Origin of the sequence: Janthinobacterium sp. GMG2, from assembly GCF_033949445.1 — a bacterium.
Classification (GTDB): domain Bacteria; phylum Pseudomonadota; class Gammaproteobacteria; order Burkholderiales; family Burkholderiaceae_D; genus Janthinobacterium; species Janthinobacterium aestuarii.
This window is the reverse complement of sequence record NZ_JAXAWA010000008.1, coordinates 272142-295795: the sequence shown is the minus strand read 5'-3', so window position 1 is coordinate 295795 and position 23654 is coordinate 272142. Positions and strand designations below refer to the sequence as shown.

The window sequence follows — 23654 nt, the reverse complement described above, 5'->3', positions numbered from 1 at the left end:
CCATGCAGTGCGCACCGCATGGCTCTTTCAAGCGACATCAAAAATAGTTGATCGGCGGCGCCCGCACGGCCAGGCGAACATGGCGTTACGGCACGCACTCCTTCAGGCGCTGCACCAGCGCTGCCGGATCGGCGTCGGCATTGAGGAATGCCGCGTGCTGCGGGCGGATGAAACCCTGTTCCTTGCCATTTTGCACGAAAGCGATCAAGCCATCGTAGAAACGGTCGACATTGAGCAGGCCGATGGGCTTGGCGTGCAAGCCCAGCTGGGCCCACGTCAGCATCTCGAACAGTTCTTCCAGGGTGCCATAGCCGCCGGGCATGGCGATGAAGGCGTCGGACAGGCTGGCCATCATCGCCTTGCGCTCATGCATGTCCTTCACGATGAACTGGCGCGTCAAGCCCATGTGGCCCACTTCGCGTTCGACCAGCTGGGTGGGAATCACGCCCGTTACCTCGCCGCCCAGGCGCAGCACTTCATCGGCGATCACGCCCATCAGGCCCACCTTGCCGCCGCCATACACGAGCGAAATATTTTCCGCCACCAGCACGCGCGCCAGTTCGCGCGCCGCCACGGCATAGTCCGGCGAGACGCCCGCGTTGGCGCCACAGTACACACATAAAGCCTTGATCACAGTAATCCCTACCCTTTCAATTCATCGATTGCCGCCTCGACTTCGAGGCGTTCCTTGGCGTCCAGCGCCACGCACTCGGCCGCCTTTTCATACAGGGCCAGCGCTTCCGCCAGCTTTTTCTTTCCGTCGAGCATGTTCAACGCGCGCGCATATTCACTGTGCGCCAGCGCCGAATACGGCGTCAGGGCCAGCGCCGTCTTGAAGTGCTGGTAGCCGTCTTCCTTGTTGGCGCCGTAGGTCAGGCTGCCTATCATGGCGCCGACCTTGTCGATAATTTCCGTATGATAAATCCCAAACGCGATATGCGCTTCCGCATGCATGGGCGCTACCGTCATCGTGCGGTCCAGGCTGTTGCGCACGCGCGCGCCCATGCCTTGCGCCAGTGCCTTGACGACGGACGTGCCCAGCGCGTAGCGGCCCAGGCTGTAGGCATGCCAGTAGTAGCCGGCCGGATTGTCCGGCTGCTCGCTCTGCTGGCGCTCGCAGCGCTCGGCCACTTCCTCGTACATGTCGAGTTTCTGGCTGTCGTTTCCTTCCAGGTGCGTGGCATAGATGCAGGTGGCCTTGTGCGCCACCGCATAGCCGGGCACGCCGACGGCCAGGCCCAGCTTCACGGCGCGCTCGAAGTCGCCCGCGTGGAAGGCCAGCCAGGCTTGCAGCAGCGCAGGGTGCGTGGGAAACGGTTCCACATCGCCCGCATGCAGGCGCGGCCAGGCCGCTTCCAGGGTTTGCGGCGTGTAGACATATGCTTCGTCCGGATAGGGGAATTGTTTCCAAGCCATCTCTCTCTCCTGTAATTGACGACGTGGCGCCAGCAGCAGCGTCAGTCGTTCTTGAGTTTGGTCACATACTCTTCCGACAGTTTGCGAAACAGCAAATGCGTTTCATTGCGCAGATACGGCCCGATCAGGGACAGCACCTGGTAGCAGCCGCGCGCCAGCGCATCGGACATCGATTGCTGCTCGCTGTACTTGCGCGGGTTGCGCACGTACTCGTACGACAGCCAGTAGGTGGCGACGACGACCATATTCGTCGCCATGGCAGCGACTTCCATATCCGACGCTTCGAGCGACTGTTCGCTGCGCAAGTCTTCGCACAGCTGCGTGGCTACCTTGATCTTGTGCGCCAGGATCAGTTTGAAGTGCAGTTCCAGCTTGCGGTTGCGCGACAGCAAATCGTTGAGGTCGCGATAGAAAAAGCGGTAGCGCCAGATCAGCTCGAACATCAGGTGCAGGTACAGCCAGACGTCCTCGATATTCGAGCGGCGCCCGTCGGGCACGGTCAGGATGCGTTCGATTTCCGCCTCGAACTGGACGAAGATCGAGTTGACGATGTCGTCCTTGTTACGGAAGTGGTAATACAGGTTTCCCGGCGAAATGTTCATCTCTTCCGCAATCACGGTCGTCGTGATATTCGGCTCACCAAACTCATTGAACAGGCGCAGCGACAACTCCAGGATGCGTTCGCGGGTACGGCGTGGTGCTTTTTGTAGCATGGCGGGCAATCTCTCTGTGTTCTGCCTCAAGCATACCACCTAAGATAGTCGTAATGAAACACTGCGCCCGCTGGCACCGGCGAAAACCGCAGGCAAAAAAAAACCTGCGCGAGCAGGCTGGAGGAATGCGGCGCCAGCTCAGGCGGCCGGCGCTTTTTTCTTCGCCGCCGGCCTCGCGGCGGGTTTGCTCACCGCTTTGCTCGCGGGCTTGACCGGCGCTTTGGCGGCAGCCGCTTTCGGCGCAGTTTTCGGTACGGCTTTCGGTGCGGCTTTCGGCGCCGCCTTCACGGCGGGCTTGGCCGCCGCCTTCAGCTTGGGCGCCGGCGCGGCCTTGGCCGACAGCGCTGCCACTTGCCGGCTCAAGGCATCGATCTGCGCGTGCAGCGCAGCGATGTCCTGCTGCGTGGGCACGCCGATGGTGGCCAGCGCGCGCGCGACGCGCTCTTCGAACACTTGCTCCAGCTTGTCCCACGAGCCGCTGGCCTGCTTGCCCACGCCATCGGCCAGCTTGCCGACGCTGCCGCTGACGTCGGCCACCTTGTCTTCGGCCCGTTTCTGGAATTCCGTGCCTTCCTTCACCAGCCTGGAAAACACGCGTCCGCCCTCTTCCTGCGCCTTCGCAAAAGCGCCGAGGCCCGCTTGCCAGATCTGCTGCGCGGACGAGCGCACGGCACTCGTCAATTCCGTATCTTCCGTCAGCGCCTTCAATTTCTTCACCATCGCCAGCTCCCGTCATGTGAAAGGCCATGCCACTTCATGGATGCGTTTTATTCTAGAGAGCAAAACTAGAGACGGGAGTCTAATTCGATGGAAAGCTGCTGCGCAAGGTGCGCCAGCGCACGCGGCGGCCAATTACCCGCTGCGGAAAATCCTCAGGCCGCCGCTTTCACCTGGCCATGCAGCAGCTTGTGCAGCCGAAACCCTTCGCGGATATTCTCGCGCAGCACGGCGCCTTTCCACGGCTTGGTATAGAAGCGGTCGACGGCGCCGCGGTTGATGGCTGCCATGATGGGCGTCAGGTCGGCAAAGGCCGATAGCATGATGCGGAAGGTGTCGGGGCACAGGTGCTTGACCCGCTCCATGAATTCGGTGCCGCTCATGAGCGGCATGCACTGGTCGCACAGGATCACCTGCACCTTGTGGCGCGCCAGGATGTCGAAGCCCTCGGCGGCCGTCTGCGCCGTCAGAATGCGGTAGCCGTCCTGCGCCAGGAAGTCGCTGAGCACGTCGAGCATGAAGACATCGTCGTCGACGATCAGCAAGGTTTGCTGCTCTTCGCTGCCCGCATCCTGCGGCGCCTGCAGCAGCTTGCCGCCCATCAGCATCTGCTCGAATTCTTCCTGCGGCACGGGGCGGCTGAAATAATAGCCCTGCATCTCGTCGCAGCCGTGGCGCCGCAGATAGGCCAGCTGCGCATCGTTTTCCACGCCTTCGGCGATCACTTCCAGCTTCATGCTGTGGGCCATGCTGATAATGGCCAGCACGATGGCCGCGTCGTCCGGATTGCTCGTCACTTCGCGCACGAAAGCGATGTCGATCTTCAGCTTGTCGATGGGGAAGCGCTTCAGGTAGGCCAGGCTGGAATAGCCGGTGCCGAAATCGTCGATGGAAATCTGAATGCCCAGCGCCTTCAGGTTGCGCAGCACGGCGATGGTTTCCTCGGCATTCGACATCAGCGAGCTTTCCGTCAGCTCCAGCTCCAGCAGGTCGGGCGCGATATCGTGCTTGCGGATCGCCTTGAGCACCTCTTCCTCCAGGCCGCCGACGAAGAACTGGATGCCCGACACGTTCACCGACAGGTGTACGGGGCCGATGCTGCTGGCGCCCCATTCGCTGATCTTCTTGCAGGCCTCGTCGAGCACCCAGTTACCGACGCGCACGATGAGACCCGTTTCTTCCAGCAGGGGAATGAACAGGGCCGGCGAAACCATGCCGTGGCCGGGACGGCGCCAGCGTATCAGCGCCTCGGCGCCGCTGATGCGCCCCGAGATGATATTCACCTTGGGCTGGAAGAACAGCACGAATTCCTCGTTGTCGATGGCACGCCGCAGGGCATTTTCCATGTCCAGCCGCGCCATCGATTGCGCGTTCATTTCCGCCGTGAAGAAGCGGAAGGCGTCGCGCCCCGCTTCCTTGGCGCGGTACATGGCCGTGTCGGCATATTGAATCAGGGTGTCCGCATCGGCAGCATCCTCGGGGAAGACGGATATGCCGATGCTGACCGTCACCGTCACCTCGTGGCCCTGCAAGTCGAAGGGCTTGCGCATCGCCTCGCGGATCTTGTCGACCACGCCGACGGCATGCTGTGCGCCTTCGGGCAGCAGCAGGATGGTGGCAAATTCATCGCCGCCAAAGCGGCCGATGGTGTCGCGCACACGCAGGCAATCGACAAGGCGGCTGGAAAACTGGCGCAGAAGGTCGTCGCCGATCGTGTGGCCCAGGGTATCGTTGATATTCTTGAAGCGGTCGACATCCATGAACAGCACGGCCACGGCCCACTGGTGCTCGGCCGCCTGGGCCAGCGAATGGGTCAGTGAAGCGTAGAACTGGCTGCGGTTCGGCAAACCCGTCAAGGTGTCGAAATGAGCCAGTTTCATCAGGCGCTGTTCGGCGTCCTTGCGCTCCGTGATGTCGCGCGCCACGGCCACCAGGATCCAGCTCTGCCCCGAGCGCAAGGTGCGCCGCTGCACTTCCACCGACAGGGGCGATCCGTCCTTGCGCTGCAGCTGCAATTCCGTCATCGGGCCGCCCTGGTCGCCGGCCAGCAGCTTGTTGTACAGCTCTTCCAGCTGGGATTCGCCCTCGTGCGCACGGCCCGGGCCCACGCGCAGGAAATCCTCGCGCTCGAAACCGAGCATGCGGCACGCCGTCTGGTTGACGTCGACGAAGCACATGCCGGCGCGGTCGACGAGGAAAATCGCGTCGGCCGTGGCGTCCATCGCCAGGCGGAAGCGGCGCAAGTCTTCATCGAGGCGGATGCGCGCCGCCATGTCCAGGGTCAGCTGCTCGTGGTGGCGCTTGATCTCGTCGTACAGCAGCAGATTATCGTAGGCGACGGCGATCTGCGCCGCCACCGTGGCGGCGACCCGTTCGTCGACTTCGGAAAATTCATTCGCCCCCAGCTTGTCGACCAGGTACAGCCAGCCGTGGCTGCGCTCGCGCGACGCGATGGCCACGCCGAGGAAGGAGTGTACGGGCGGGTGCGTGTCGGGCAGGCCCAGCGCGCCGGGGTCGCCCTTCAAGCCATTGACGCGGTAAGGCTGGCGCTGTTCCAGCAAGCGGTTCAAAATGCCCGTGCGCGGCGTGCTGGCGATGCGATCGAGGTTTTTCTCGGCGCCGCACGAGGAAAAATAGCTGAGCTTTTCGGCGCCCTCTTCCAGTACGCCGATGCAGGCGTACTTGGAGACGCAGATATTCTGCGCCACCTTGCAGCCCGCCTCGATCAGGGCGCGCGGATCGCGTTCGGCGCCCAGCTCGATGCCCAGTTCGATCAGGGCCGTCAGGCGCAGGCTCACCGCCTGCAGGCTCGACAGCGAGCGCGACAAGCGCTCCGTCATGATGCCCAGGTCTTCGGGGAGCGCGGCTTGGCCCTCGCGCTGGCTGGCCAGCTGCGAAATCTGCTGGCTGCTCGATTCGAGTTCGTCGAGGTAGCCGCTGACCTGGTGCTCGATGCCGGCCAGCTGGCCCGTGGCGGGAAGCGCCGCCCCGCCGCCCGCGCCCGGCGCCGCCGGCACCTGGGGCGCCGCCGGCATCAGTCCCAGCGCCTCGTTGACCGTGCGTACGATGACTTCGGGATCGGACGGCTTGGGCAAGACCCAGCGCACGCCGCACGCCTGCGCCAGCAGGATCGCTTCCTGCTCGCGGTAGGTGGCCGTATAAAAGATGATGGGCACGTCGGCCAGCGCGGGATCGGCATGCACGCGCGTGACGAATTCGTAGCCGTCCATGTTCGGCATGAGGATGTCGGAGATGATCAGGTTGGGCCGCTCGGTACGCAGTATTTCCAGCGCGTCGGCGCCGTTGGCCGCCTCCAGCAGGCGGTGGCCGCCGTAGCCGAGAAGTGCGGTCAGGAACTCGCGGTTCAGCACATGATCATCGACGATCAGGATGGTGGCTATGTCGTTTTTAACTGGCGTCGACGGCGCCCCGGGTAAAAAAGACTCCAGCTCCGCGACGAACAGGTCGGGTTCGATCGGCTTGCCGATGTAGCCATTGAAGCCCGCTTCGAGCAGGCGCTCGCGGTCGCCCACCATGGCCAGCGCCGTCACGGCCAGCGCCGGGATCTTGCGCAGCTGCGGGTCCTTCTTCAGCTCCGCCACCACGCCATAGCCATCGAGCTTGGGCAAATGCACGTCGCAAATGATCAAGTCCGGCAACTCGCTGCGCGCCATGCGCACGCCCTCTTCGCCGTCATAGGCGGCCAGCGGCGTGTACCCGAAGGCACGCAGCAAGTACACCATCAATTCCATATTGGTGGCGTTATCTTCGATAATCAGGATACGTGCGGACAATTAGCGCCCCCAATAAAAACGGCATGGACTCATTTTTCCGCATGCGCGGGCTACATAACAATCGTATAACATCTTGCCATAGATTCAGAGAAATTTCTGGCCCACGTACGCCTGCAGAACGGCTCAAGCGGCCTCATGAACAAATTTTCCCCGCTTATCTTCTGACGTTAGCTTAATACAGTACGCCAGTGGAAAACAGCATTTTCTGCCTCGTGCGTTGTTAAACATGGGCAACAGCAGAGTCAAAAGAGACAGTCTTGCCATGCAGACAAAACACAACAGGACTCAGGCGAAATGGGGAGCGGAGGGAGGCTGGGCGACTTCGCTCTTGATAGTGATTTCTGCCAGTAGCTGGCGCAGCACGCGCGCATCGCTGGCCAGCGCCACGTGGCCGATGCCGCCGAAAGCGATATTGCGCGCGCCCGGCAGCTGCGCGGACGCTTGCGGCGCGACGATATTGTCGTGATGCGAATAGATCGACGTGATCAGGGCGCGCGTCTCGGGCGTCTCGCTGGCGGCCAGCTGCGCCAGCCAGCCGCTGGGCGTGCCATCGACGCGGCTCATCTGGCGCGCATTGGCACCCGCCGCCAGGTTGGCCAGCGCCGTGCCGTGGTGCGGCGTGCCGATCGTGATGATGCGGGCCACGCGGGCCGCGCCGTAATGGCGCAGCCAGGCGCGCGCCACCAGGCCGCCCATGCTGTGGGCGACGAGAATCACGCGGTCGCTGCCCGTGCGGGCGCATAGCTCGGTGATGGCTTGTTCCACCTGCGGCACGAACTCCTCGATGTCGGCGCCGATCGGTTCCAGGTCGACGCCGTCGTGCACGATGCCGGCCCGGGCCAGTTGCCGGCTCAGCTTGGTCCAGTAGCCGCGGTTGCACACATAGCCGTGCACCAGCAGCACCGGCATGCCTTGGCCGGGGATGGTGCCGGCCGCATGCAGGCGCGGACGCAGCATGCCCCATGACGACGTCCACAGGGTGGCACGCAGTTCGCCCAAAAACAGGCGCGCCGCGCCCATGGTGCCCAGCTGGTATTCAGGCGGCACGGGGCTGCCCAGGCGCCGGCTCTCCCGGAAATTGCGCACGACGATCAGCGCGCGCACGGCCAGCAGCATGGCCAGCGCCAGCAGCACGGCCAGCAGCGGCGAAGCGACGCCCCACGCCTGCATGGCCAGGTACGCCAAGCCCAGCACGGCCAGTAGTTGCAGCAGCATCAGCCACTTGAGGATGCGCGCGATCATGCGGTCGCCGCAACGGGAACGGGCGCGGGCTTGCCCGTCAGCGCTTGCGCCAGGCCGCTGGCCAGGCGCGCTGTCAGCGCGTAGATCGTCAGTTGCGGATTGGCGCCGATCGAGGTGGGGAACAGCGAGCCGTCGTGCACGGACAGGTTGCGTACGCCGTGATAGCGGCCGTCGGCGCCCGTCACGCCCAGGCGCGCATCGTCCGACATGGCGCAGCCGCCCATCACGTGGGCCGACACCACGCGCGCCAGCAGCGCCTTCATCGGCAACTCGCCGATGGCCTGCTTTGCCTGCGCCCAGCTCGTGTAGTGGCTGGCCAGCTCATGCACGGGATAGACGCTCCTGGCGCCGGCCGCGAACTGGATTTCCGCCATCGACAGCAGCGCGCGCCGCACGCCGTCCCAGAGAAAAGGCGTGAGCGGATAGTCGAGCACGGGCGCGCCGAAACTGTCGATGGAGACGCTGCCGCCCGCCGCATCATGGTGAAAGCCGTCGCGCAGCAGCGCCAGCAAGGCGTGCGCATGGGGAAATTCGCGCATCGTGCGCGCATGCTCGTCGCCGAAGCCGCCCATGGTGGTGGCCATCAGCAGCGGGTGCAAGGGCGGCGCTTCGAGCTTGTAGCCGATGGGGCCATCGATGGGCGCCGTATGCAGGAAATGGTCGGAATAAATCGTCTGTGGCGCGCCCGCATAGGCGTCGACCCTCTGCGTGAACAGGCCCGCCGACACCACGGTCGGATGCAAAAAGGTGCGCCGGCCCAGCAAGCCGTGCGGGTCGGGCGCCTGCGAGCGCAGCAGCAGCGCGGGCGAGTTGATGGCGCCGCCGGCCAGCACGAAGTGTTTGGCGCGCAGCGTCAGGCGCACGCCCGTCGGCACTTGCCCGGCGGCGTCCAGCGCCGTCACCTGCAGGCTGTCGACGCGCTCGCCCTTGAAAATGAAACGTTCGGCGCGCGCATGCACGAGCAGGCCCGCGCCCAGCGCCAGCGCCGACGGGATCGTCGTCACCAGCATCGACTGCTTGGCGTTGGTCGGGCAGCCCATGCCGCAGTAGCCGAGGTTCCAGCAGCCGTTCACGTTGCGCCGGATGGCGGCCGTGGGGATGCCCAGCACCGTGGCGCCACGCCGCAACAAGTCGTTGTTTTCATTGGGCGGCGCGGCCCAGTCGCTCACGTGCAGGCGTTTTTCCATCATGGCGAACCACGGCGCCATGGCATCGACGCCATAGCCGGACAAGCCAAAATGCTTGCGCCAGTATTCGAGGGTGCCGGGCGGCGTGCGGAAGCTTGAGGTCCAGTTGACGGTGGTCGAACCGCCGACCGTGCGTCCCTGCAGGATATTGATCGCCTTGTCGCGCGTCTTGCGCGCGGCCGATTCCTGGTACAGCGCGGGATAAGCGTCCGCTTCGCGCATCTTGAAGTCTTGCGAGGACTTCAAGCCGCCCTCTTCGACGATCAGCACTTTCAAGCCGGCCAGCGCGAGGATTTCCGCCGTCACGCCGCCGCCGGCGCCGCTGCCGATGACGACGACGTCCGCTTCCAGGGTGCGGTCGGCGGCCAGGGTGCTGGCGTCGGTGACGTTCCAGCCGGCGGCCAGGCCGGCGGCAATCGGGTCAGGTATGGGGGATGTGCTCATGGATGCCTTATGCGCTCAGTTCGGGCAGCGGTCCCGGATAGCCGATGGCGGCCCAGTGGGCGGCATCGGCATACCAGGCGCCGAGAATCAAATCGTGCAGGGCCAGGTAAGCCGTCTGCAGTGTCGCCAGGCGGTGCGTGCGCCACGCCTGCAGAAAGGCGGCCACCTGGGCCGGGTCGGCGTCAAGCCAGCCTTTCTCAACGCCGGCGACGAAGCGCCGCGCGGGCGCCAGCGCCAGCAGCCCAAACAGATCCTGCACTTCCTGTTGCGCCGCCAGCGGCAAGCCGCGGATGGCCGTGTCCACGCCGGCGATGGCGCCATCGAGCGCCGTGGCCCGCGCGGTCGCGTCCCGAGTCAGTGCGCTGCCCAGCATCGCCGGCACGATGGCCGCCAGCGCCGCGCGCGCTTCGCCGTCGAGGACGAAGCGGCCCGGTGGCGCCGGTCCGCGCACCAGGCGGTAGGCGGCGCCGCCGGCGGCCAGCACACCGGCGCCGAGCACGCCCAGTTTCAGAAACGATCTGCGTCGCATCCCCATGTCTCCCTTGTTTTGTACGGCCTTTTGCAGGCCAGTGTACGCCAAAGGCAGCGGGCATTTAAACGCAAAAACTAGAGCGACCCGTCTAGTTTGCGCGACGGGAACCATAGCAGCAGCATGGCCAGCAGCGCCGCCAGCGCGCCGCCGATGGCGATGCTGGGTAAGCCAAAGGCGACGATCAGCGCGCCGCCCAGCGCGCCACCGGCCGCCGTGCCCGCATTGAAGGCGGCGATATTCAGGCCCGCCGCCACGGCGTCGCTGCCAGGGCAATGCTGCTGCGCCAGGCGCAGCAGCCGCATGGTCGACAGGGTCACGAGGGCGAAGAACAGCAAGCCCAAGGTGCCGCACAGGGCCAGCATGGCCACGGGCTGGGCGCGCAGCATATAAAACGCCAGCAAATTGAGCGCCAGCGCGGCCAGTGCCAGCACGGTGGCGCGCAGCGCGTGGGGCCTATCCGCGCACCAGCCGCCCAGCAGGTTGCCGCCGATGGCGCACGCGCCAAAGCACAGCATGGCGGCACCCAGCCAGCCCGCATCGAGTCCGCCCAGCTGCAGCAGGAACGGCGAGATATACGTGAAAAAACTGAAGGTGGCCACGCTGACCAGCGCCGCCACGCCGGCCGCCAGCAGCAGGGGCGGCTGCAAGATGGCGCGCAGGCTGGCCAGCGCCGAGACGGCAGCGGTTTCCTGGCGCACGGCCGGCATGGCGAAGCGCAAGCCGGCGCCGCCGCACAGGGCCAGCACGCCGATGGCCGCAAATACCCAGCGCCACGACGAGACGGCGCCTAGCCATGTCCCCAGCGGCACGCCGCCCGCCAGCGCCAGGGTCAGGCCCAGCCAGACGATGGATAGCGCCCGTCCCGCGCGCGACGGGTCGACCAGGCTGGTGGCCGCATGCGAGGCGACGGCCATGAACACGCCATGCGCAAGTCCCACGGCAAAGCGCACACCGAGCAGCGCGCCCAGCGCCGGCGCGGCCGCCATGGCCATGCTGCCGGCCGCCAGCACGAGCATCGTGGCCACCAGCACCTGGCGCGTGGGCCGGCGCGCCAGCATGGCCGTCAGGATCGGTGCGCCGATGGCCGCCCCCAGCGCATACGCGGCAATGGCACCGCCAGCCGCCGCCACGCTGGCGTGCAAGTCGCGCGCCATGGGGGTCAACAGGCCGGCGGCGATGAATTCGGACAAGCCAAAGGCGAAGCTGCACAAGGACAGTAGGTAGATGGCGAGCGGCAGCGAAGCTGCGGCGCGGGTAGTAACAGGAGACATGGCGCTTCCAGCAAATCAAAACGCCATGCTGGCCCCTGGGCCATCATCTGTAAAATATCTTATTTATCTTGAAATGAGACCTTGAAAGTCTCAATGCGTGGAGGACAGCCGCAACTGCGCCAGCAGCCGCTCGCGCACGGGCGACGTGCGCTGCGGGTCCCACGCCATGTACAGGTCGAGCTGGCGCAGCGCCTCGGGCGCGCTGCTTGCCAGCGGCAGCATGATCACGCCGGCAGGTGCGCAGGCCGCCAGGCTGGCCGGCAGCAGCGCCACGCCAAAGCCGGCCGCCACCAGTCCCAGCACCGTTTGCAGGCGGCGCGCCTGCTGCACCACGCGCGGCACGAAACCCGCATGCAGGCACAGGCTGGCCAGCTGGTCGTGGAAACCCTGGCCCAGCTCGCGCGGCGAAGCGACGAAATCGTCACCGGCCAGGTCCGCCAGATCCACCATCGCCTGTCCCGCGCAATGGTGGTCCAAGGGCAGCGCAATCACGATGTCTTCGCCCGACAGGCGCTCGAAGCGCAAGCCCGGCGTACTGCGGCCCGGTGCGCGCAGCAGCGCGATATCGATGTCGCCCCGCTCCAGCCACTCGACCTGCTGCTGCGTCGACGCTTCGCGCAAGGTGAATTGCACGGCGGGCGAGGCGGCGCGAAACGCGCGCAAAGCCTCGAGCACGTGGGCATACGGCGTGATGTGGATAAAGCTCAGGCGCAAATGCCCCTCGATGCCTTGCGCCACGCGGCGCGTGGCGGCCACGCCCTCTTCCAGGCTGGCCAGCACCTGGCGCGCCGTGGCCAGGAAAGTGCCGCCGGCCGGGGTCAAGGCGACCTTGCGGTTCGTGCGTTCGAAAACAGGGTAGCCGAGCGCCTCTTCCAGCCGCAATATCGCCTGCGACAGCGGCGGCTGCGCCATGTGCAGCCGTTCGGCCGCGCGCCGGAAATTGAGTTCCTCGGCGACGGCGATGAACTGGCGCAGCAGCCGGGTCTCTATCATGGGCCTTTTTTGGCTACCGCCAGGATATGGCGCGCGATGCCGCGCAGGATATTGACTTCTTCCGTTTCCAGCCCCGTACGCGAAAACAGGCGTTTCAGGCGCGGCATGAGCTTTTTCGGATTGTCGGCGTCGAGAAAATCGATGGCGACCAGCGCCTGCTCCAGATGCGCATACATGCCGTCGACCTGCGCCAGGCTGGCCGCGTCGCCATGAAAACCGACGGGGCTGGCCATTTGCCCATCGCCGAGCGCCGCCACGCGGCATTCATAGGCGACGACCTGCGCCGCATGCGACAGGTTCAGCGACGAATACTCGGGATTGGCGGGGATGTTGATCAGCACATTGCACTGCTCGACGATCTCGTTTGGCAAGCCGAAGCGCTCATTGCCGAAGATGACGGCCGCGTGCAAGTCTGCGCCGGCCGCCAGCTGGGCCGCGATGGCGCGCGGGGCCGTGACGGGCGGCGAAAATTCGCGCAACCGGGCCGACACGGCGGCCGCGTAATTGCAGCCTTCAAGCGCCTCGGCGATCGAGCCGACGATGCGCGCGCCCGACAAAATATCCTGCGCGCCGCTGGCGAAGGCCACCGCTTCCGCATCCGTCAAGGCATCGGGAAAGCGGGGGTTGACCAGCACCAGATCGGAAAAACCCATCGTTTTCATGGCGCGCGCGACGCCGCCAATGTTGCCAGGACGACTAGTTTCGACAAGAATAAATCGCAGGCGTTTGAAAAGAGACGTGTTGATTTCGGGCAGATTCATTTAAAATAGCGCTATTGCGCGGTATCGATACAGGAAATTTCGGGAAACGGAGTCACAAAACGCTGACGCCAGGCCGGGATTTTAACCACTTCGGCACCGCTCCGCTCTTTAATTCATTCTTGCACTCTATCGTACCGGCGCCGCAAGGCGGCCATGGGCGGTCGCGTGCTTTTAACGGAAGCTCACATGCACCCAATGCTCAATACGGCGATCAAAGCCGCCCGCCGCGGCGCCGCCGTCATCAACCGCGCCTCTTTTGACCTCGACCGCGTCGTCGTCACGGAAAAACAACATAACGATTTCGTCACCGACGTCGACCAGGCGGCCGAACAAGCCATCATCGAGGTGCTGTCCAAAGCCTACCCGGACCACGCGTTCCTGGCTGAGGAATCGGGAGCTTCCGCCAACTCGCACGACGAGAATGAATATCAGTGGATCATCGATCCGCTGGACGGCACCACCAACTTCATCCACGGTTTCCCGCAATACTGCATTTCGATCGCCCTCGCGCATCGCGGCGTCGTCACGCAAGCCGTCATCTACGACCCGGTCCGCAATGACCTGTTCACGGCCACCAAGGGCGCCGGCGCCTATCTGAACGAAAAACGCATCCGCGTCACCAAGCTCGACCGCATCTCGAACGCCCTGCTGGGCACCGGCTACGTGGCCGGCAGCGCCCGCGCGCTGGACGAATACCTGAAGATGTACGCGATCATGGGCGAACGCAGCCAGGGCGTACGCCGCGCCGGCTCGGCCGCGCTGGACCTGGCCTACGTCGCTTGCGGCCGCCTGGACGGCTTCTACGAAAAAGGCTTGAAGCCTTGGGATATCGCCGCCGGCGCCCTGATGATCACGGAATCGGGCGGCATCGTCGGTGAATTTTCCGGCGAATCGGACTACCTGTACAAGGGCGACGTCATCGCCGCCAGCCCGAAGATCTTTGGCCAGATGATCACCTTGCTGACGCCATTCGCCTGATTGCCAGGCAAGGGCTGATGATGTAAAGAAGCTGCCGGAGGAAACTCCGGCAGCTTTTTTTTTGCCCGCTCGACTACCCTTCAGCTGCCCCGCATGGCCGGCAGCAGCACGCGGTAAATCTGCAGGAACGCCGGGCCCATCAGCACGACCATCAGCGATGGAAAAATGAAAAAAATCAGCGGAAACAGCAGCTTGAGGGCGATCCTGGCCGCCGTTTCTTCGGCGCGCTGGCGCCGCTTGGTGCGCAGCTGGTCGGACTGCACGCGCAGCGACGCGGCTATGCTCGTGCCGAAGCGCTCGGCCTGGATCAGCAAGGTCACCAGCGCGTCCACATCGTCCACGCCCGTGCGCAGGGCCAGGTTGCGCAAGGCCTTGTCCTTGGCGCTGCCGGCGCGCAGTTCCAGCGTCACCAGTTGCAGCTCTTCGGCCAGGACCGCGCTTTTCAAGCCGATTTCTTGCGCCACGCGCGCCAGCGCCGCATCCATCGCCAGCCCCGCTTCGACGCACACCGTCATCAGGTCGAGCGCATCGGGAAAGGTCTCGAACACTTCGCGCTGGCGCTGTTTCAAACAGTGCGACAGCCAGACATTGGGCAGGTAATAGCCGAGGGCGGCGGCCGCGACCAGCCATAACAGCATATTCTGTCCGCCCTGGCGCAGCAGGAAATACCCGAGCAGCGGCAAGCCCACGAACAGGCCCGTCTTGGCCGCATAAAACAGGGCTGGCGCGGCCTGGCTGCGCCAGCCGGCATGGACGAAGCGGCTGCGGATGGGCGAACTTTCCCAGCCTTCGTCGGGCAGCGACAGCCTGGCCAGCGGACGCGTGAGGCTGACGGCGTGCGCCACCCAGCGCCGCCTCGCATGGCGCTCCCGGTCGCCGGCGGCACCCGCATCACCGAGCGATTGCAGCCGCTGCTGCACGGCACTGCCGGCAAACAGGCGCAGCACCAGCACGGCCAGCGCGAAAACAATCAGGAACAGCAGGCCCAGCAAAGCCAGCTGCGCCGCATTCATGCCGCTCATCGTGTTTGCTCTTTCATGTCACACCCGGATATGGATAATTTTTCGAATACAGAGCACGCCAACCATCAGCAAGCCCAGCGCCACGCCGACCATCTTGCGCCCGCCCGCATCCGTGTACAGCACGGCAATGAACTGCGGATTCATCACGTGCATCATCAGCGCCGCGCCAAACGGCAGCAAGCCCAGCACCCAGGCCGACATGCGCCCTTCGGCAGACAGCACGCGCACCTGCCCCAGCAGTTTCAATCGGTCACGGATGATGGCGCTGATGCTGCCCAGCAATTCAGTCAGGTTGCCCCCCGTTTCGCGCTGGATCAGCACGGCGATGACGACATAGCGCAAATCCGTGCTGGGCACGCGCGCGGCCAGGTTGCCCAGCGCATCGGCCATCGCGACGCCGAAACTGACTTCGTCGAACACGGCGCGAAACTCGTCGGCCAGCGGCCCCGTCATCTCCTCGCCCACCATTTTCAGCGCGGTGGGAAACGCATGGCCGGCGCGCATGGCGCGGCCCATCAGGTCCAGCGCGTCCGGCAATTGCTGTTCGATGCGCACCAGCCGCCGGCTTCTGGCGCGGCGCGCCAGCAGATACGGCAGCGCGGCGCCGCCCGTACCCACACCCAGGCGCACATACCATGGCAAGGGCAGCGCGCTGGCCGCCAGCAGGCCGGCGGTCGCGCCAAGCGCGCAATAGCCGAGGAAGCCGGCCACGAGCCAGCGCATGCCCGCCTGCAGCAGTAGTTGCTCGATGCGCCACACGCCGGGCAAGCCTTCCAGCACGCCCTGCAGAAACGGATTGCTGCTCAGCGGGCGCTGCTTGGTGATCGACAGCGCCTGTTCGCCATCGCTGGCCGTGTACATGGACTGCAGGCGCCGCGCCACCCGCGCAGCGCCCGCCCCCCGCGCCGCTTGCCACGCCAGCCAGGTGCCCGCCACCAGCAGCACGACGGCAAGGAAGAGGAACAGATAGACAAGATAGGAAAGCATCGCGTTCAGCGTCCCGCCGCCGCGGGTTCGAACAGGGCGGCCGAGACGCCGATGCCAAAGCTGTTCAGGCGCTCGAGGAAACGCGGGCGGATGCCGCTGGCCGAGAACTGCCCGACCACGGCGCCGCCCTCGGCCACGCCCGTCTGCTTGAAGCTGAAGATTTCCTGCATCGTGATGACCTCCCCTTCCATGCCCGTGATTTCCTGGATCGACGTCACCTTGCGCTTGCCATCGATCAGGCGCGACACCTGCACCACCACCGACACGGCCGAGCTGATCTGCTGCCGGATGGCCTTGCTGGGCAAATTCGCCGCCGCCATGCTGATCATGTTTTCCAGCCGCGTCAGCGCGTCGCGCGGCGTATTGGCGTGGATGGTGGCCATCGAACCTTCATGGCCCGTGTTCATCGCGCCCAGCATGTCGAGCGCCTCGGCGCCGCGCACCTCGCCCAGGATGATGCGGTCGGGGCGCATGCGCAGCGCATTGCGCACCAGCGCGCGCTGCGACACTTCCCCCTTGCCTTCGATATTCGCGGGCCGCGTTTCCAGGCGCACGACGTGCGGCTGCTGCAATTGCAGTTCGGCCGCGTCTTCCACCGTGACGATGCGTTCCGTATGGCCGATGAAGCCGGAAATCACGTTGAGCATGGTGGTCTTGCCGCTGCCCGTGCCGCCGGAAATGAGGATGTTCATCTTCGCCTTGCCCAGGCCCTGCAGCACTTCGGCCATCTCGGCCGTCATGCTGCGGTAGGCGACCAGGTCGGCCAGGCGCAGCGGATCGACGGAAAAACGCCGGATCGACATCACGGGGCCGTCAATGGCCAGCGGCGGAATGATGGCGTTCACGCGCGAACCGTCGGGCAGGCGCGCATCGACCATGGGACTCGACTCGTCGATGCGCCGGCCCACGCGCGAGACGATCTTGTCGATGATTTTCATCAGGTGGGCGTCATCGTCGAAGCAGATGTCGGTCAGCTCCAGGCGGCCGCCGCGCTCCACATACACTTGCTTGTGGCCGTTGACGAGGATGTCCGACACGCTGGCATCCGACAGCAGGGTTTCGAGCGGCCCGAAGCCCAGCATCTCGTGCTGGATGTCGCGCGTGAGGCTCCGGCGCTCGGCGTCGTTGATGACGACCGCCTCTTCGTCCAGCAAGCGCTCGACGAGACCGCGCAATTCTTCGCGGATGCGCTCCTGCGACAGGCGCTGCATGCTTTCCAGGTCGACCCGTTCGAGCAGCAGCCCATGGATGCGCAGCTTGAGGGCGCGGTAGCCGTGGTTGTCGATGGCCGCCGCGCGTTGCGGCGCGAGCGCGGCGATCTTGGCGCTGCCGAGCCTTTCGCGGATGGACAAGGCGGCGGTGGGGGAACTAGCCATGCAATGCTCCTGTTCTGGGGTGTGGGTCAAGCATGTGCATCAAGCGCGCCGCAGGACGCGGCCCAGCCAGCCCTTGCGCGCCGTGCTGGCCGCGCCGCCGCCCAGGCTGGCGGCGAACTCCTGCAGCGAGCGGGTGATCGGGCTGGCTTTGTCGAGCTGCAAAATCGGCATGCCCTGGTTGACGGAGGCGGCCGCCGAGGCATAGTGATTGGGCACCGTGCGGTAGACGGCCGTGCCATACGCCGCTTCCAGGTCGCGCAGGCGGATTTCGCCGCCCTTGTCGTGGCGGTTGACGATGATGTGCACCTTCTCCTTCGCGTATTCGAGCGAGCGGAACATGCCCAGCAGGCGCTTGCCGTCGCGGATGTACGGCAAGGTCGCCTGCAGGACGGGAAAGATCATGTCGGCGTGGTCGAGCGCGCGCACGCTGACGGCGTCGAGGTTGCGGCCCACGTCGAGCACGATGAAATCGTACTGGCGCCTGGCTTGCCGGATGATGGCGTCGATGTGTTCGGGCGCCACTTCGCTGGCGTGGGCCGGATCCTCGGGCGCGGCCAGCACACTGTAGTTGGGCAGGATGTGCAGCATGCTCGACCCCAGGAACGAAGAGTCGAGCCGGTGGATGTCGCGCGTGACGTCGGACAGGGTGGCCAGCGGCTTGTTCTCGGAAACGAAGAGCGAAGCGTCGCCAAAATGCAGGTTCATGTCGATCAGGGCAACGCGCTGCTGGCCGCCGGCGGCCAGCGCATAACCGAGGTTGCTGGCGATGAAGGTCGCGCCGCTGCCGCCCTTGCAGGAAATGAAGGCCAGCACCTTGCCGTTGCCATGCTCGCGCCGCTCCAGCTTTTCCTCGATGCGTTCGAGCGCCGCATGCAGGCTGGCCGGCACGGCGGGAAACGGCAGCACGTCGCGCACGCCCGCGCGCATGGCCTGCAGCAGGAATTCGGGCGGCTGCTGGTGGCACAGCACGATGAAGGCCATGCGCGGATGCAGGTTGCTGAGGCGCTCGATGGCGGCCAGGTCGGCGCCGTCGTTCGATGGACGGTCGAAGATCAGCACGTCGGGCAGCGATTGCGCCGCCTGCAGCGGTTCGAGCGATTCGCCGCCCGCGCTGATCTCGTCGAGCCGGTTGCGGCTGCGCAGCAGCCGCCCCAGTTCGGACAGTATTTTTTCATCCCTGGAATTGATGGCGATTTTCACGATATGCCTTGCTGATTCTGTGGTGACGGTGCCAGGCTCACGGGCGCGCCCCGACGCCGATGGTCAGGGCGGCCCCTTGCGGCGCGGGCGCGGCAAAGCTTTTCTGGTACGCCGCGTGGGCGGCCTGCGCGGCCTTGCCGTCGATACCGGCCACGGGGTCGCGGTTCGCGCCCGCCTGCGGCGCCAGCACCTGGCGCGCGCGCAGCTGCTCGACGCTGTGGCCGAACTGGCGGTCCAGGTTCGACGTGGCGGCGCAGCCGCTGGCGGCCAGGGCGGCCAGCAGCACGGGAAAGTAAAAAGAATGCTGCATGGTGTGCTCCTATTGAATGTCCGGGCCGGCCGGCGCTGTCTGTGTGGCCGCTTCCTGCCGTGGCCGTGGTGGAGCGGCGCCTTCCATTTTTCCTTGCAAGAAGAACTCGCCGCGGCTCGGTGCCACATAGGCGTCGGTCGGCAGCACGACAGCGGCGCCATCGGCGGTATCGAGCGGCTTGACCAGGTGCGGCGTGATGATGAATACCAGTTCGGTGCGGTCAGTCTGGAAATCGCTGCTGCGGAACAGCGCGCCCAGCACGGGAATCTCACCCAGGAAGGGCAAGGCCTTGATATTGGTCGTCACATTGTTCTTGATCAAGCCGCCAACGGCAAAGCTCTGGCCATCGAACAGCTGCACCGTGGTCGTGGTGCGCCGCGTGGTAAAGGCCGGCAGCACCGCATTGGCAGCGGCGCCCCCGCCCGTGGTGATACCGATGCCTTCGCGGTTCAGTTCCGACACTTCCGGTGCCACCTTCAGGTTGATGCGCCCCCCTTCCAGCACGGTGGGCGTGAACTTGACGGCGATGCCGAATTCCTTTTCTTCCAGCGTGATCTTGTTGGTCGTGCTGTCTTGCGCTACCGGAATGAAAATCTTGCCGCCCGCCAGGAAACTGGCTTCCTGGCCGCTGATGGCCATGATGTTCGGTTCGGCCAGCACCTTGACGAGGCCGTCGCGCTTTTGCGCGTCGAGCGTCAGGCCGTTGCCATTCTTGCCGTTGATGGCGCCCAGCTGGCTGGGGTTGCCGCTGAGCAGGTTCGACAGCAAGCCGTAGCTCCAGTTGCCGCGCGTGCCGCTGATGCCCACGCTGGCACCGAGCTGGTCGACCAAGGTCTTCGACACTTCGGCGATCTTCACTTCCAGCATCACCTGTTGCGGCGCCGCGACCGACAGCATATTGATGACCTTGACGGCGCCGCCCGTACTGGCCGCGCCGTCGGCCGCTGCGGCCGGCTCGCCGGCGCCCCGCTGCGCATAGGCTTGCGCCATCTCGAGGATCTGGCTGGCCTTGACGCCGTCGCTCACCTGTCCCGACAGCACGATGCTGCCGCCGGCCGCGCCAACTTTCACGGCGCGCTCGCCAGGGAAGACATAGGCGAGCTGCGCCTGCAAGCCTTCGACGTCGATCTCGACTTCAATATCGACGATCACGGGACGCTGCTGCCGGTCCCACAGGATCAGGTTGGTGCTGCCCGGGGCCAGGCCCCAGACGAACAGCTGGCTGGACGAGCCCAGCATCCTGGCGCCGGCCACGCGCGCATCGTTGACGGCGATCTGCGACACCGGCAGGCTCAGCTTGCGCAAGGTGGACTTGCCCACGGCGATGCGCACGGGCTCGCCCAGGCGGGCGATATCGGCGCCCAGCGACATGGCCGGCGCCGCCACCGGCGACATGACGGCCTGCCTGGCGGGCGCCGCCGCGATGGCGCCGCCCGGCCAGGCCAGTCCTGCCGCCAGGGCCAGGCGCATGCCCGCACTCGCGGCGTGCTTACGAAATGTATTCATCGGTCATCCTTGCTTGCCTGCTGATTGTTAAAATTGCTGGACGCTCGTATCCATGCCCTTGACGACGGTGACGCTGTCGCGCGCGGCGGCGCGTGCCGGGGCCGCCTGGCGCCGCGCAGCGCGTACGGGCACGGCCGCCGGCGCCGGCGCCTTCAGTTCCAGCAACGACTCCTTGGTGGCGCCGCCCGTGTTGACAGGGTCCGGATCGACCTGGTTGCGCAGCACCAGCGACAGGCTGCCCACGCTGCGCGCCAGGTCCAGCTTTTCCACCTGCTCCGGCGTCAGCTCCAGGGTCACGGCGTTGACCACCTTGGGCTTGTTGTCGTCGCGGCCGGACTCCTGCGCCACGGCCAGCACCAGGATGCGTTCAAGCACGATCTTGGAAATGGCCAGCGGCGCGCCGCCCGCCGGCCTGGCGCGGTCATCCTGCGTATGGACGAGAATGTCGACGAAATTGCCCGGCAGGGCGAAGCCGGCCACGCCCACCACGTCATTGACGCGCACGGTCATGGCGCGCTTGCCGGCCGCCACGATGGCCGACAGGCCGCCCGTGGCGCCGGGCGGCGCGAGTTTGCTTTCCAGCACCGGCTCGCCCCTGCTGACGGCGGTACGCGTGATGCGCCCGTCGAGCGCGCCGGCCTCGCCGAACGCCCCGGGCGGCATGGCGCCGGCCGGCCAGTCCGTGCCGCGCAGCATGGCCGGCGTCACCTTCGCGCCCACGCCGATATCGACCAGCGCGACCATCACCGTCTGGCTGGCCGGCGCGCCCTGCCCCGACATCCAGCGCGCGGCCGCCAGCACGGCGGCCCCCGCCATCAGCAGCGCCAGCAGCAGCACGATCGCAACGCGGCTATTTCTCATTGTTTTTCCTCTTGATCAAGCGTGGGGTTCCGGACGGGCGCGTCATGCATGGCCGCCGGCCGCCAGGGCCAGCCAGATGGCGGTGCCGGCGGCAATGGCGATCGCGTACGGCAAGCTGCCGCCCGGCGCGGCAGGTGCATCAAGCTGCGGCGCCTCGCCCGCCGCGGCGCGCAGCCAGCCTTGCAGCAGCAATTGGCGGGCATTCGCCAGCGCCTGACGCAGCGTGCCCTGATACACGGCGACGGCCAGCGCCAGCACGCCGCCCGCGAGCAGGCTGCACAGCACGGCAAACACGGCGGCGCGCGGGCCGAGAAAAGCTCCCACCATCGCCATCAGCTTGACGTCGCCCGCGCCCAGCGCCTTCATCGCATGCATGGGCAACAGCAAGCCCAGGCCGACGGCCATCCCGCCCAGCGCCAGCCACGGTCCGGCCGGCGTCATGCCGGGCAAGGCCAGGCTGTTGAGCAACACGCCCAGCACGGCGCCGGAAAACACGAGCCGGTTGGGAATGCGCCGGCGGCGCACGTCATGCCACACAGCCGCGGCAAGCAGCCCCCACAAGACTATGGCGGGGCTGAACGTCCAGAAAGAATGAGGGTCCATCGTGTACCTGATGCAAGCCGAGCGCAGCACAGCATGCGCATCGTTGGGCGGGAAGTCGGCAGGCCGGGCCGGATCGGCAGCCGGCCTGTCGGGGTGCAGCGCGGTGGGCCGGCGTTTTAGATCGCCGCGCCCGTCAGCTTGGTGCCGATCGCCTTGAAGGCGCCATCGAGGCCGGTGGTGAAATAGCCGACGGCCGTTACCAGCGCCGCAGCCACCAGCGCCGCGATCAGCGCATATTCGATCGCAGTCACGCCGTCTTCTTCGGCGATAAAGTTTTTAATGCAATTCATATTATTCCCTTTCAGGTCAAGTTTCAAACATGATAAAAACTGAAAATACAGTCTGAAAATAAAAACATCATCCTTGTTTTTATTTGCCAATTTCTGATGCGTGTATTTTATATAAACAAACATCAAATCGAATCAGAGAAAAGTCATTTTATGTGCAGTACAAAACATCTTAATTTTTTATTCACACCCAGTACATATGTACCGTCATTCCGCATGGATGGGCTCGGCCAGCCGGTTGCGGGTGGCGTACACATATAATTCCAAGCGGTTGGTGACATCGAGCTTGCTGTAGATCGATGTCAGATGATTACGCAAGGTTTGCTCCGAGATAAAAGCGCGCTGGGCTATCGCGCGGTTCAGCGCACCATTTCCTTCCACCATCATGGCAACGATCTTGCGCTCCTTCAGCGTCAGCCTGGCGATCCGCTGCTCTTCCGGATCGGGCGCCGCTTCCGGCTTGTTCAGCACGCCCAGCATGCTGTCGAGCAGCGCCGGATCCAGGCACAACTCGCCCTGATGCAGACGGACGATGGCGTCGACCATCTGCTTGACGGGCGTTTCCTTGCCCAGCACCGCGCGCGCGCCGCTGCGCACGGCGCGCCCGCATGCGGCCTGGTCCTGCGTGCCGCTGAACAGCAAGGCCCGCGACACGCCATTGCCGAGCAGCTGCGGCAGATAGTCGATGGCGCAGGCGCTGGCGCCGCTGCAGCCCAAGTCGGCGTCCAGCACGATGACGTCGGGACACAGGGTCCGCGCCAGCAGCAGCGCGCTGTCGATCTCGGTGGAGCTGGCCACCACCTGCATTGCCGGCTGGGCACCGGCGAGCAGCTGCTCCAGGCCCCACAGCCAGGTCTTGTGGTCCGACACCAGCATGACGCGGATGACATTTTTTGTTGACATGCTTTACCTCTTTACTTGAAGCCCACTCCCCTCGGGGAATGTTGTTGATCCGAATCGGCTTGCCTGCCTCGCGCGCGCGCCTTCCGCGGCTGCGCGCAGGGGAAAGAAGTCATGGGGGCACGAAGGAAGAGGCATCGGGCCGGCACGCGCAAACGCGGTGCGTGGCCCAGGCCAGCGGGCGCCGCATGGCGGGCGTGTGCCGGTGGATGGGCAGCGTGGCCGGGGCGGACGAGGCGCGGGCGCGCCAGCGCTGCTGCCACCGCTGCTGTTGCTTACATTGCAGCATTTTTGTTGCATCACCTTGCAAAACAAGTCCTTGCCTGCACGCAGGACAATCCTGACACCAGGCCTGTTTTCATACCCGCGCATATTACTCCCGGCCTTGTAAGGACGGGGCCGGGACAATTGAAATATGGCGATTAATTTCGATTATCTTGACCTGTAATAATTTAAATGGCGGCCACGCCCTTGAAAATCGATATAGAATAATCGCCAGTCAAATGGCGCATTGCCATCCGCCCGACATTCGTCATCGCGAAACTTTACCGGAT

Annotated in this window: 22 protein-coding genes; 1 reads left to right on the top strand and 21 read right to left on the bottom strand. The window is 65.3% G+C overall.

Going from position 1 to position 23654, the window contains the following annotated elements; genetic code table 11:
• Positions 1–85: 85 nt before the first annotated feature.
• From SKZ59_RS25285 to SKZ59_RS25235, 11 genes are all read right to left on the bottom strand, one after another.
• Positions 86–631: a TIGR00730 family Rossman fold protein gene (locus SKZ59_RS25285; RefSeq protein WP_034759494.1), complete on the bottom strand. Its 546-nt coding sequence runs from the start codon at positions 629–631 to the stop codon at positions 86–88.
• An 11-nt stretch (positions 632–642) separates the two neighbouring features.
• On the bottom strand, positions 643–1416 hold the full coding sequence (locus tag SKZ59_RS25280; RefSeq protein WP_034758773.1) for a hypothetical protein: 774 nt from the start codon (positions 1414–1416) through the stop codon (positions 643–645).
• 41 nt (positions 1417–1457) lie between these two features.
• Positions 1458–2129: a TetR/AcrR family transcriptional regulator gene (locus SKZ59_RS25275; RefSeq protein WP_034758777.1), complete on the bottom strand. Its 672-nt coding sequence runs from the start codon at positions 2127–2129 to the stop codon at positions 1458–1460.
• Between the two features lie 138 nt (positions 2130–2267).
• On the bottom strand, positions 2268–2849 hold the full coding sequence (locus SKZ59_RS25270; RefSeq protein ID WP_072456533.1) for a phasin family protein: 582 nt from the start codon (positions 2847–2849) through the stop codon (positions 2268–2270).
• A 152-nt stretch (positions 2850–3001) separates the two neighbouring features.
• A complete protein-coding gene (locus SKZ59_RS25265) occupies positions 3002–6640 on the bottom strand; it encodes an EAL domain-containing protein (RefSeq protein ID WP_070304064.1) in 3639 nt (1212 codons plus the stop codon).
• Positions 6641–6925: 285 nt separating this feature from the next.
• Complete coding sequence (locus SKZ59_RS25260) at positions 6926–7882, bottom strand: esterase/lipase family protein (protein WP_319993309.1); 957 nt, start codon at positions 7880–7882, stop codon at positions 6926–6928.
• Positions 7879–9513 carry a GMC family oxidoreductase gene (locus tag SKZ59_RS25255; protein ID WP_319993308.1) on the bottom strand — a complete coding sequence of 545 codons (1635 nt, stop codon included), beginning with the start codon at positions 9511–9513 and terminating at the stop codon, positions 7879–7881. Before SKZ59_RS25255 ends, SKZ59_RS25260 begins: the two co-directional genes overlap by 4 nt.
• A gap of 7 nt (positions 9514–9520) precedes the next feature.
• On the bottom strand, positions 9521–10048 hold the full coding sequence (locus tag SKZ59_RS25250) for a hypothetical protein (RefSeq protein ID WP_319993307.1): 528 nt from the start codon (positions 10046–10048) through the stop codon (positions 9521–9523).
• A gap of 71 nt (positions 10049–10119) precedes the next feature.
• Positions 10120–11316, bottom strand: coding sequence for an MFS transporter (locus SKZ59_RS25245; RefSeq protein ID WP_319993306.1), 1197 nt, complete (start codon positions 11314–11316; stop codon positions 10120–10122).
• Between the two features lie 90 nt (positions 11317–11406).
• Positions 11407–12309, bottom strand: coding sequence for a LysR substrate-binding domain-containing protein (locus SKZ59_RS25240; protein ID WP_319993305.1), 903 nt, complete (start codon positions 12307–12309; stop codon positions 11407–11409).
• Entirely contained in the window at positions 12306–13070 is a 765-nt protein-coding gene (locus tag SKZ59_RS25235; RefSeq protein WP_319993304.1) for an RNA methyltransferase, read from the bottom strand. The genes SKZ59_RS25240 and SKZ59_RS25235 overlap by 4 nt, the downstream gene beginning before the upstream one ends.
• A gap of 195 nt (positions 13071–13265) precedes the next feature.
• Here SKZ59_RS25235 and SKZ59_RS25230 point away from each other — a divergent pair, with 195 nt between their 5' ends.
• Positions 13266–14048, top strand: coding sequence for an inositol monophosphatase family protein (locus tag SKZ59_RS25230; RefSeq protein ID WP_034758799.1), 783 nt, complete (start codon positions 13266–13268; stop codon positions 14046–14048).
• Positions 14049–14128: 80 nt separating this feature from the next.
• Here the strand turns inward: SKZ59_RS25230 and SKZ59_RS25225 are convergent, their stop codons facing one another.
• The 10 genes from SKZ59_RS25225 to SKZ59_RS25180 form a co-directional block, all read right to left on the bottom strand.
• Complete coding sequence (locus tag SKZ59_RS25225) at positions 14129–15070, bottom strand: type II secretion system F family protein (protein WP_319993303.1); 942 nt, start codon at positions 15068–15070, stop codon at positions 14129–14131.
• An 18-nt stretch (positions 15071–15088) separates the two neighbouring features.
• Positions 15089–16057 carry a type II secretion system F family protein gene (locus SKZ59_RS25220; protein ID WP_319993302.1) on the bottom strand — a complete coding sequence of 323 codons (969 nt, stop codon included), beginning with the start codon at positions 16055–16057 and terminating at the stop codon, positions 15089–15091.
• Positions 16058–16062: 5 nt separating this feature from the next.
• On the bottom strand, positions 16063–17409 hold the full coding sequence (locus SKZ59_RS25215; RefSeq protein ID WP_319993335.1) for a CpaF family protein: 1347 nt from the start codon (positions 17407–17409) through the stop codon (positions 16063–16065).
• A gap of 63 nt (positions 17410–17472) precedes the next feature.
• On the bottom strand, positions 17473–18633 hold the full coding sequence (locus SKZ59_RS25210) for an AAA family ATPase (RefSeq protein WP_319993301.1): 1161 nt from the start codon (positions 18631–18633) through the stop codon (positions 17473–17475).
• A 37-nt stretch (positions 18634–18670) separates the two neighbouring features.
• Entirely contained in the window at positions 18671–18943 is a 273-nt protein-coding gene (locus tag SKZ59_RS25205) for a pilus assembly protein (protein ID WP_319993300.1), read from the bottom strand.
• A 9-nt stretch (positions 18944–18952) separates the two neighbouring features.
• Positions 18953–20449 carry a type II and III secretion system protein family protein gene (locus SKZ59_RS25200; RefSeq protein WP_319993299.1) on the bottom strand — a complete coding sequence of 499 codons (1497 nt, stop codon included), beginning with the start codon at positions 20447–20449 and terminating at the stop codon, positions 18953–18955.
• Between the two features lie 27 nt (positions 20450–20476).
• Positions 20477–21310 (bottom strand): Flp pilus assembly protein CpaB, encoded by an 834-nt coding sequence (gene cpaB / locus SKZ59_RS25195; RefSeq protein WP_319993298.1) that lies wholly within the window; start codon positions 21308–21310, stop codon positions 20477–20479.
• Positions 21311–21352: 42 nt separating this feature from the next.
• The gene (locus SKZ59_RS25190; RefSeq protein ID WP_319993297.1) at positions 21353–21913 is read right to left on the bottom strand and encodes an A24 family peptidase; all 561 of its coding nucleotides are present in this window, start codon (positions 21911–21913) and stop codon (positions 21353–21355) included.
• A 116-nt stretch (positions 21914–22029) separates the two neighbouring features.
• Complete coding sequence (locus SKZ59_RS25185; protein ID WP_070304077.1) at positions 22030–22203, bottom strand: Flp family type IVb pilin; 174 nt, start codon at positions 22201–22203, stop codon at positions 22030–22032.
• 204 nt (positions 22204–22407) lie between these two features.
• Entirely contained in the window at positions 22408–23103 is a 696-nt protein-coding gene (locus SKZ59_RS25180; RefSeq protein WP_072456492.1) for a LuxR C-terminal-related transcriptional regulator, read from the bottom strand.
• Positions 23104–23654: the final 551 nt, after the last annotated feature.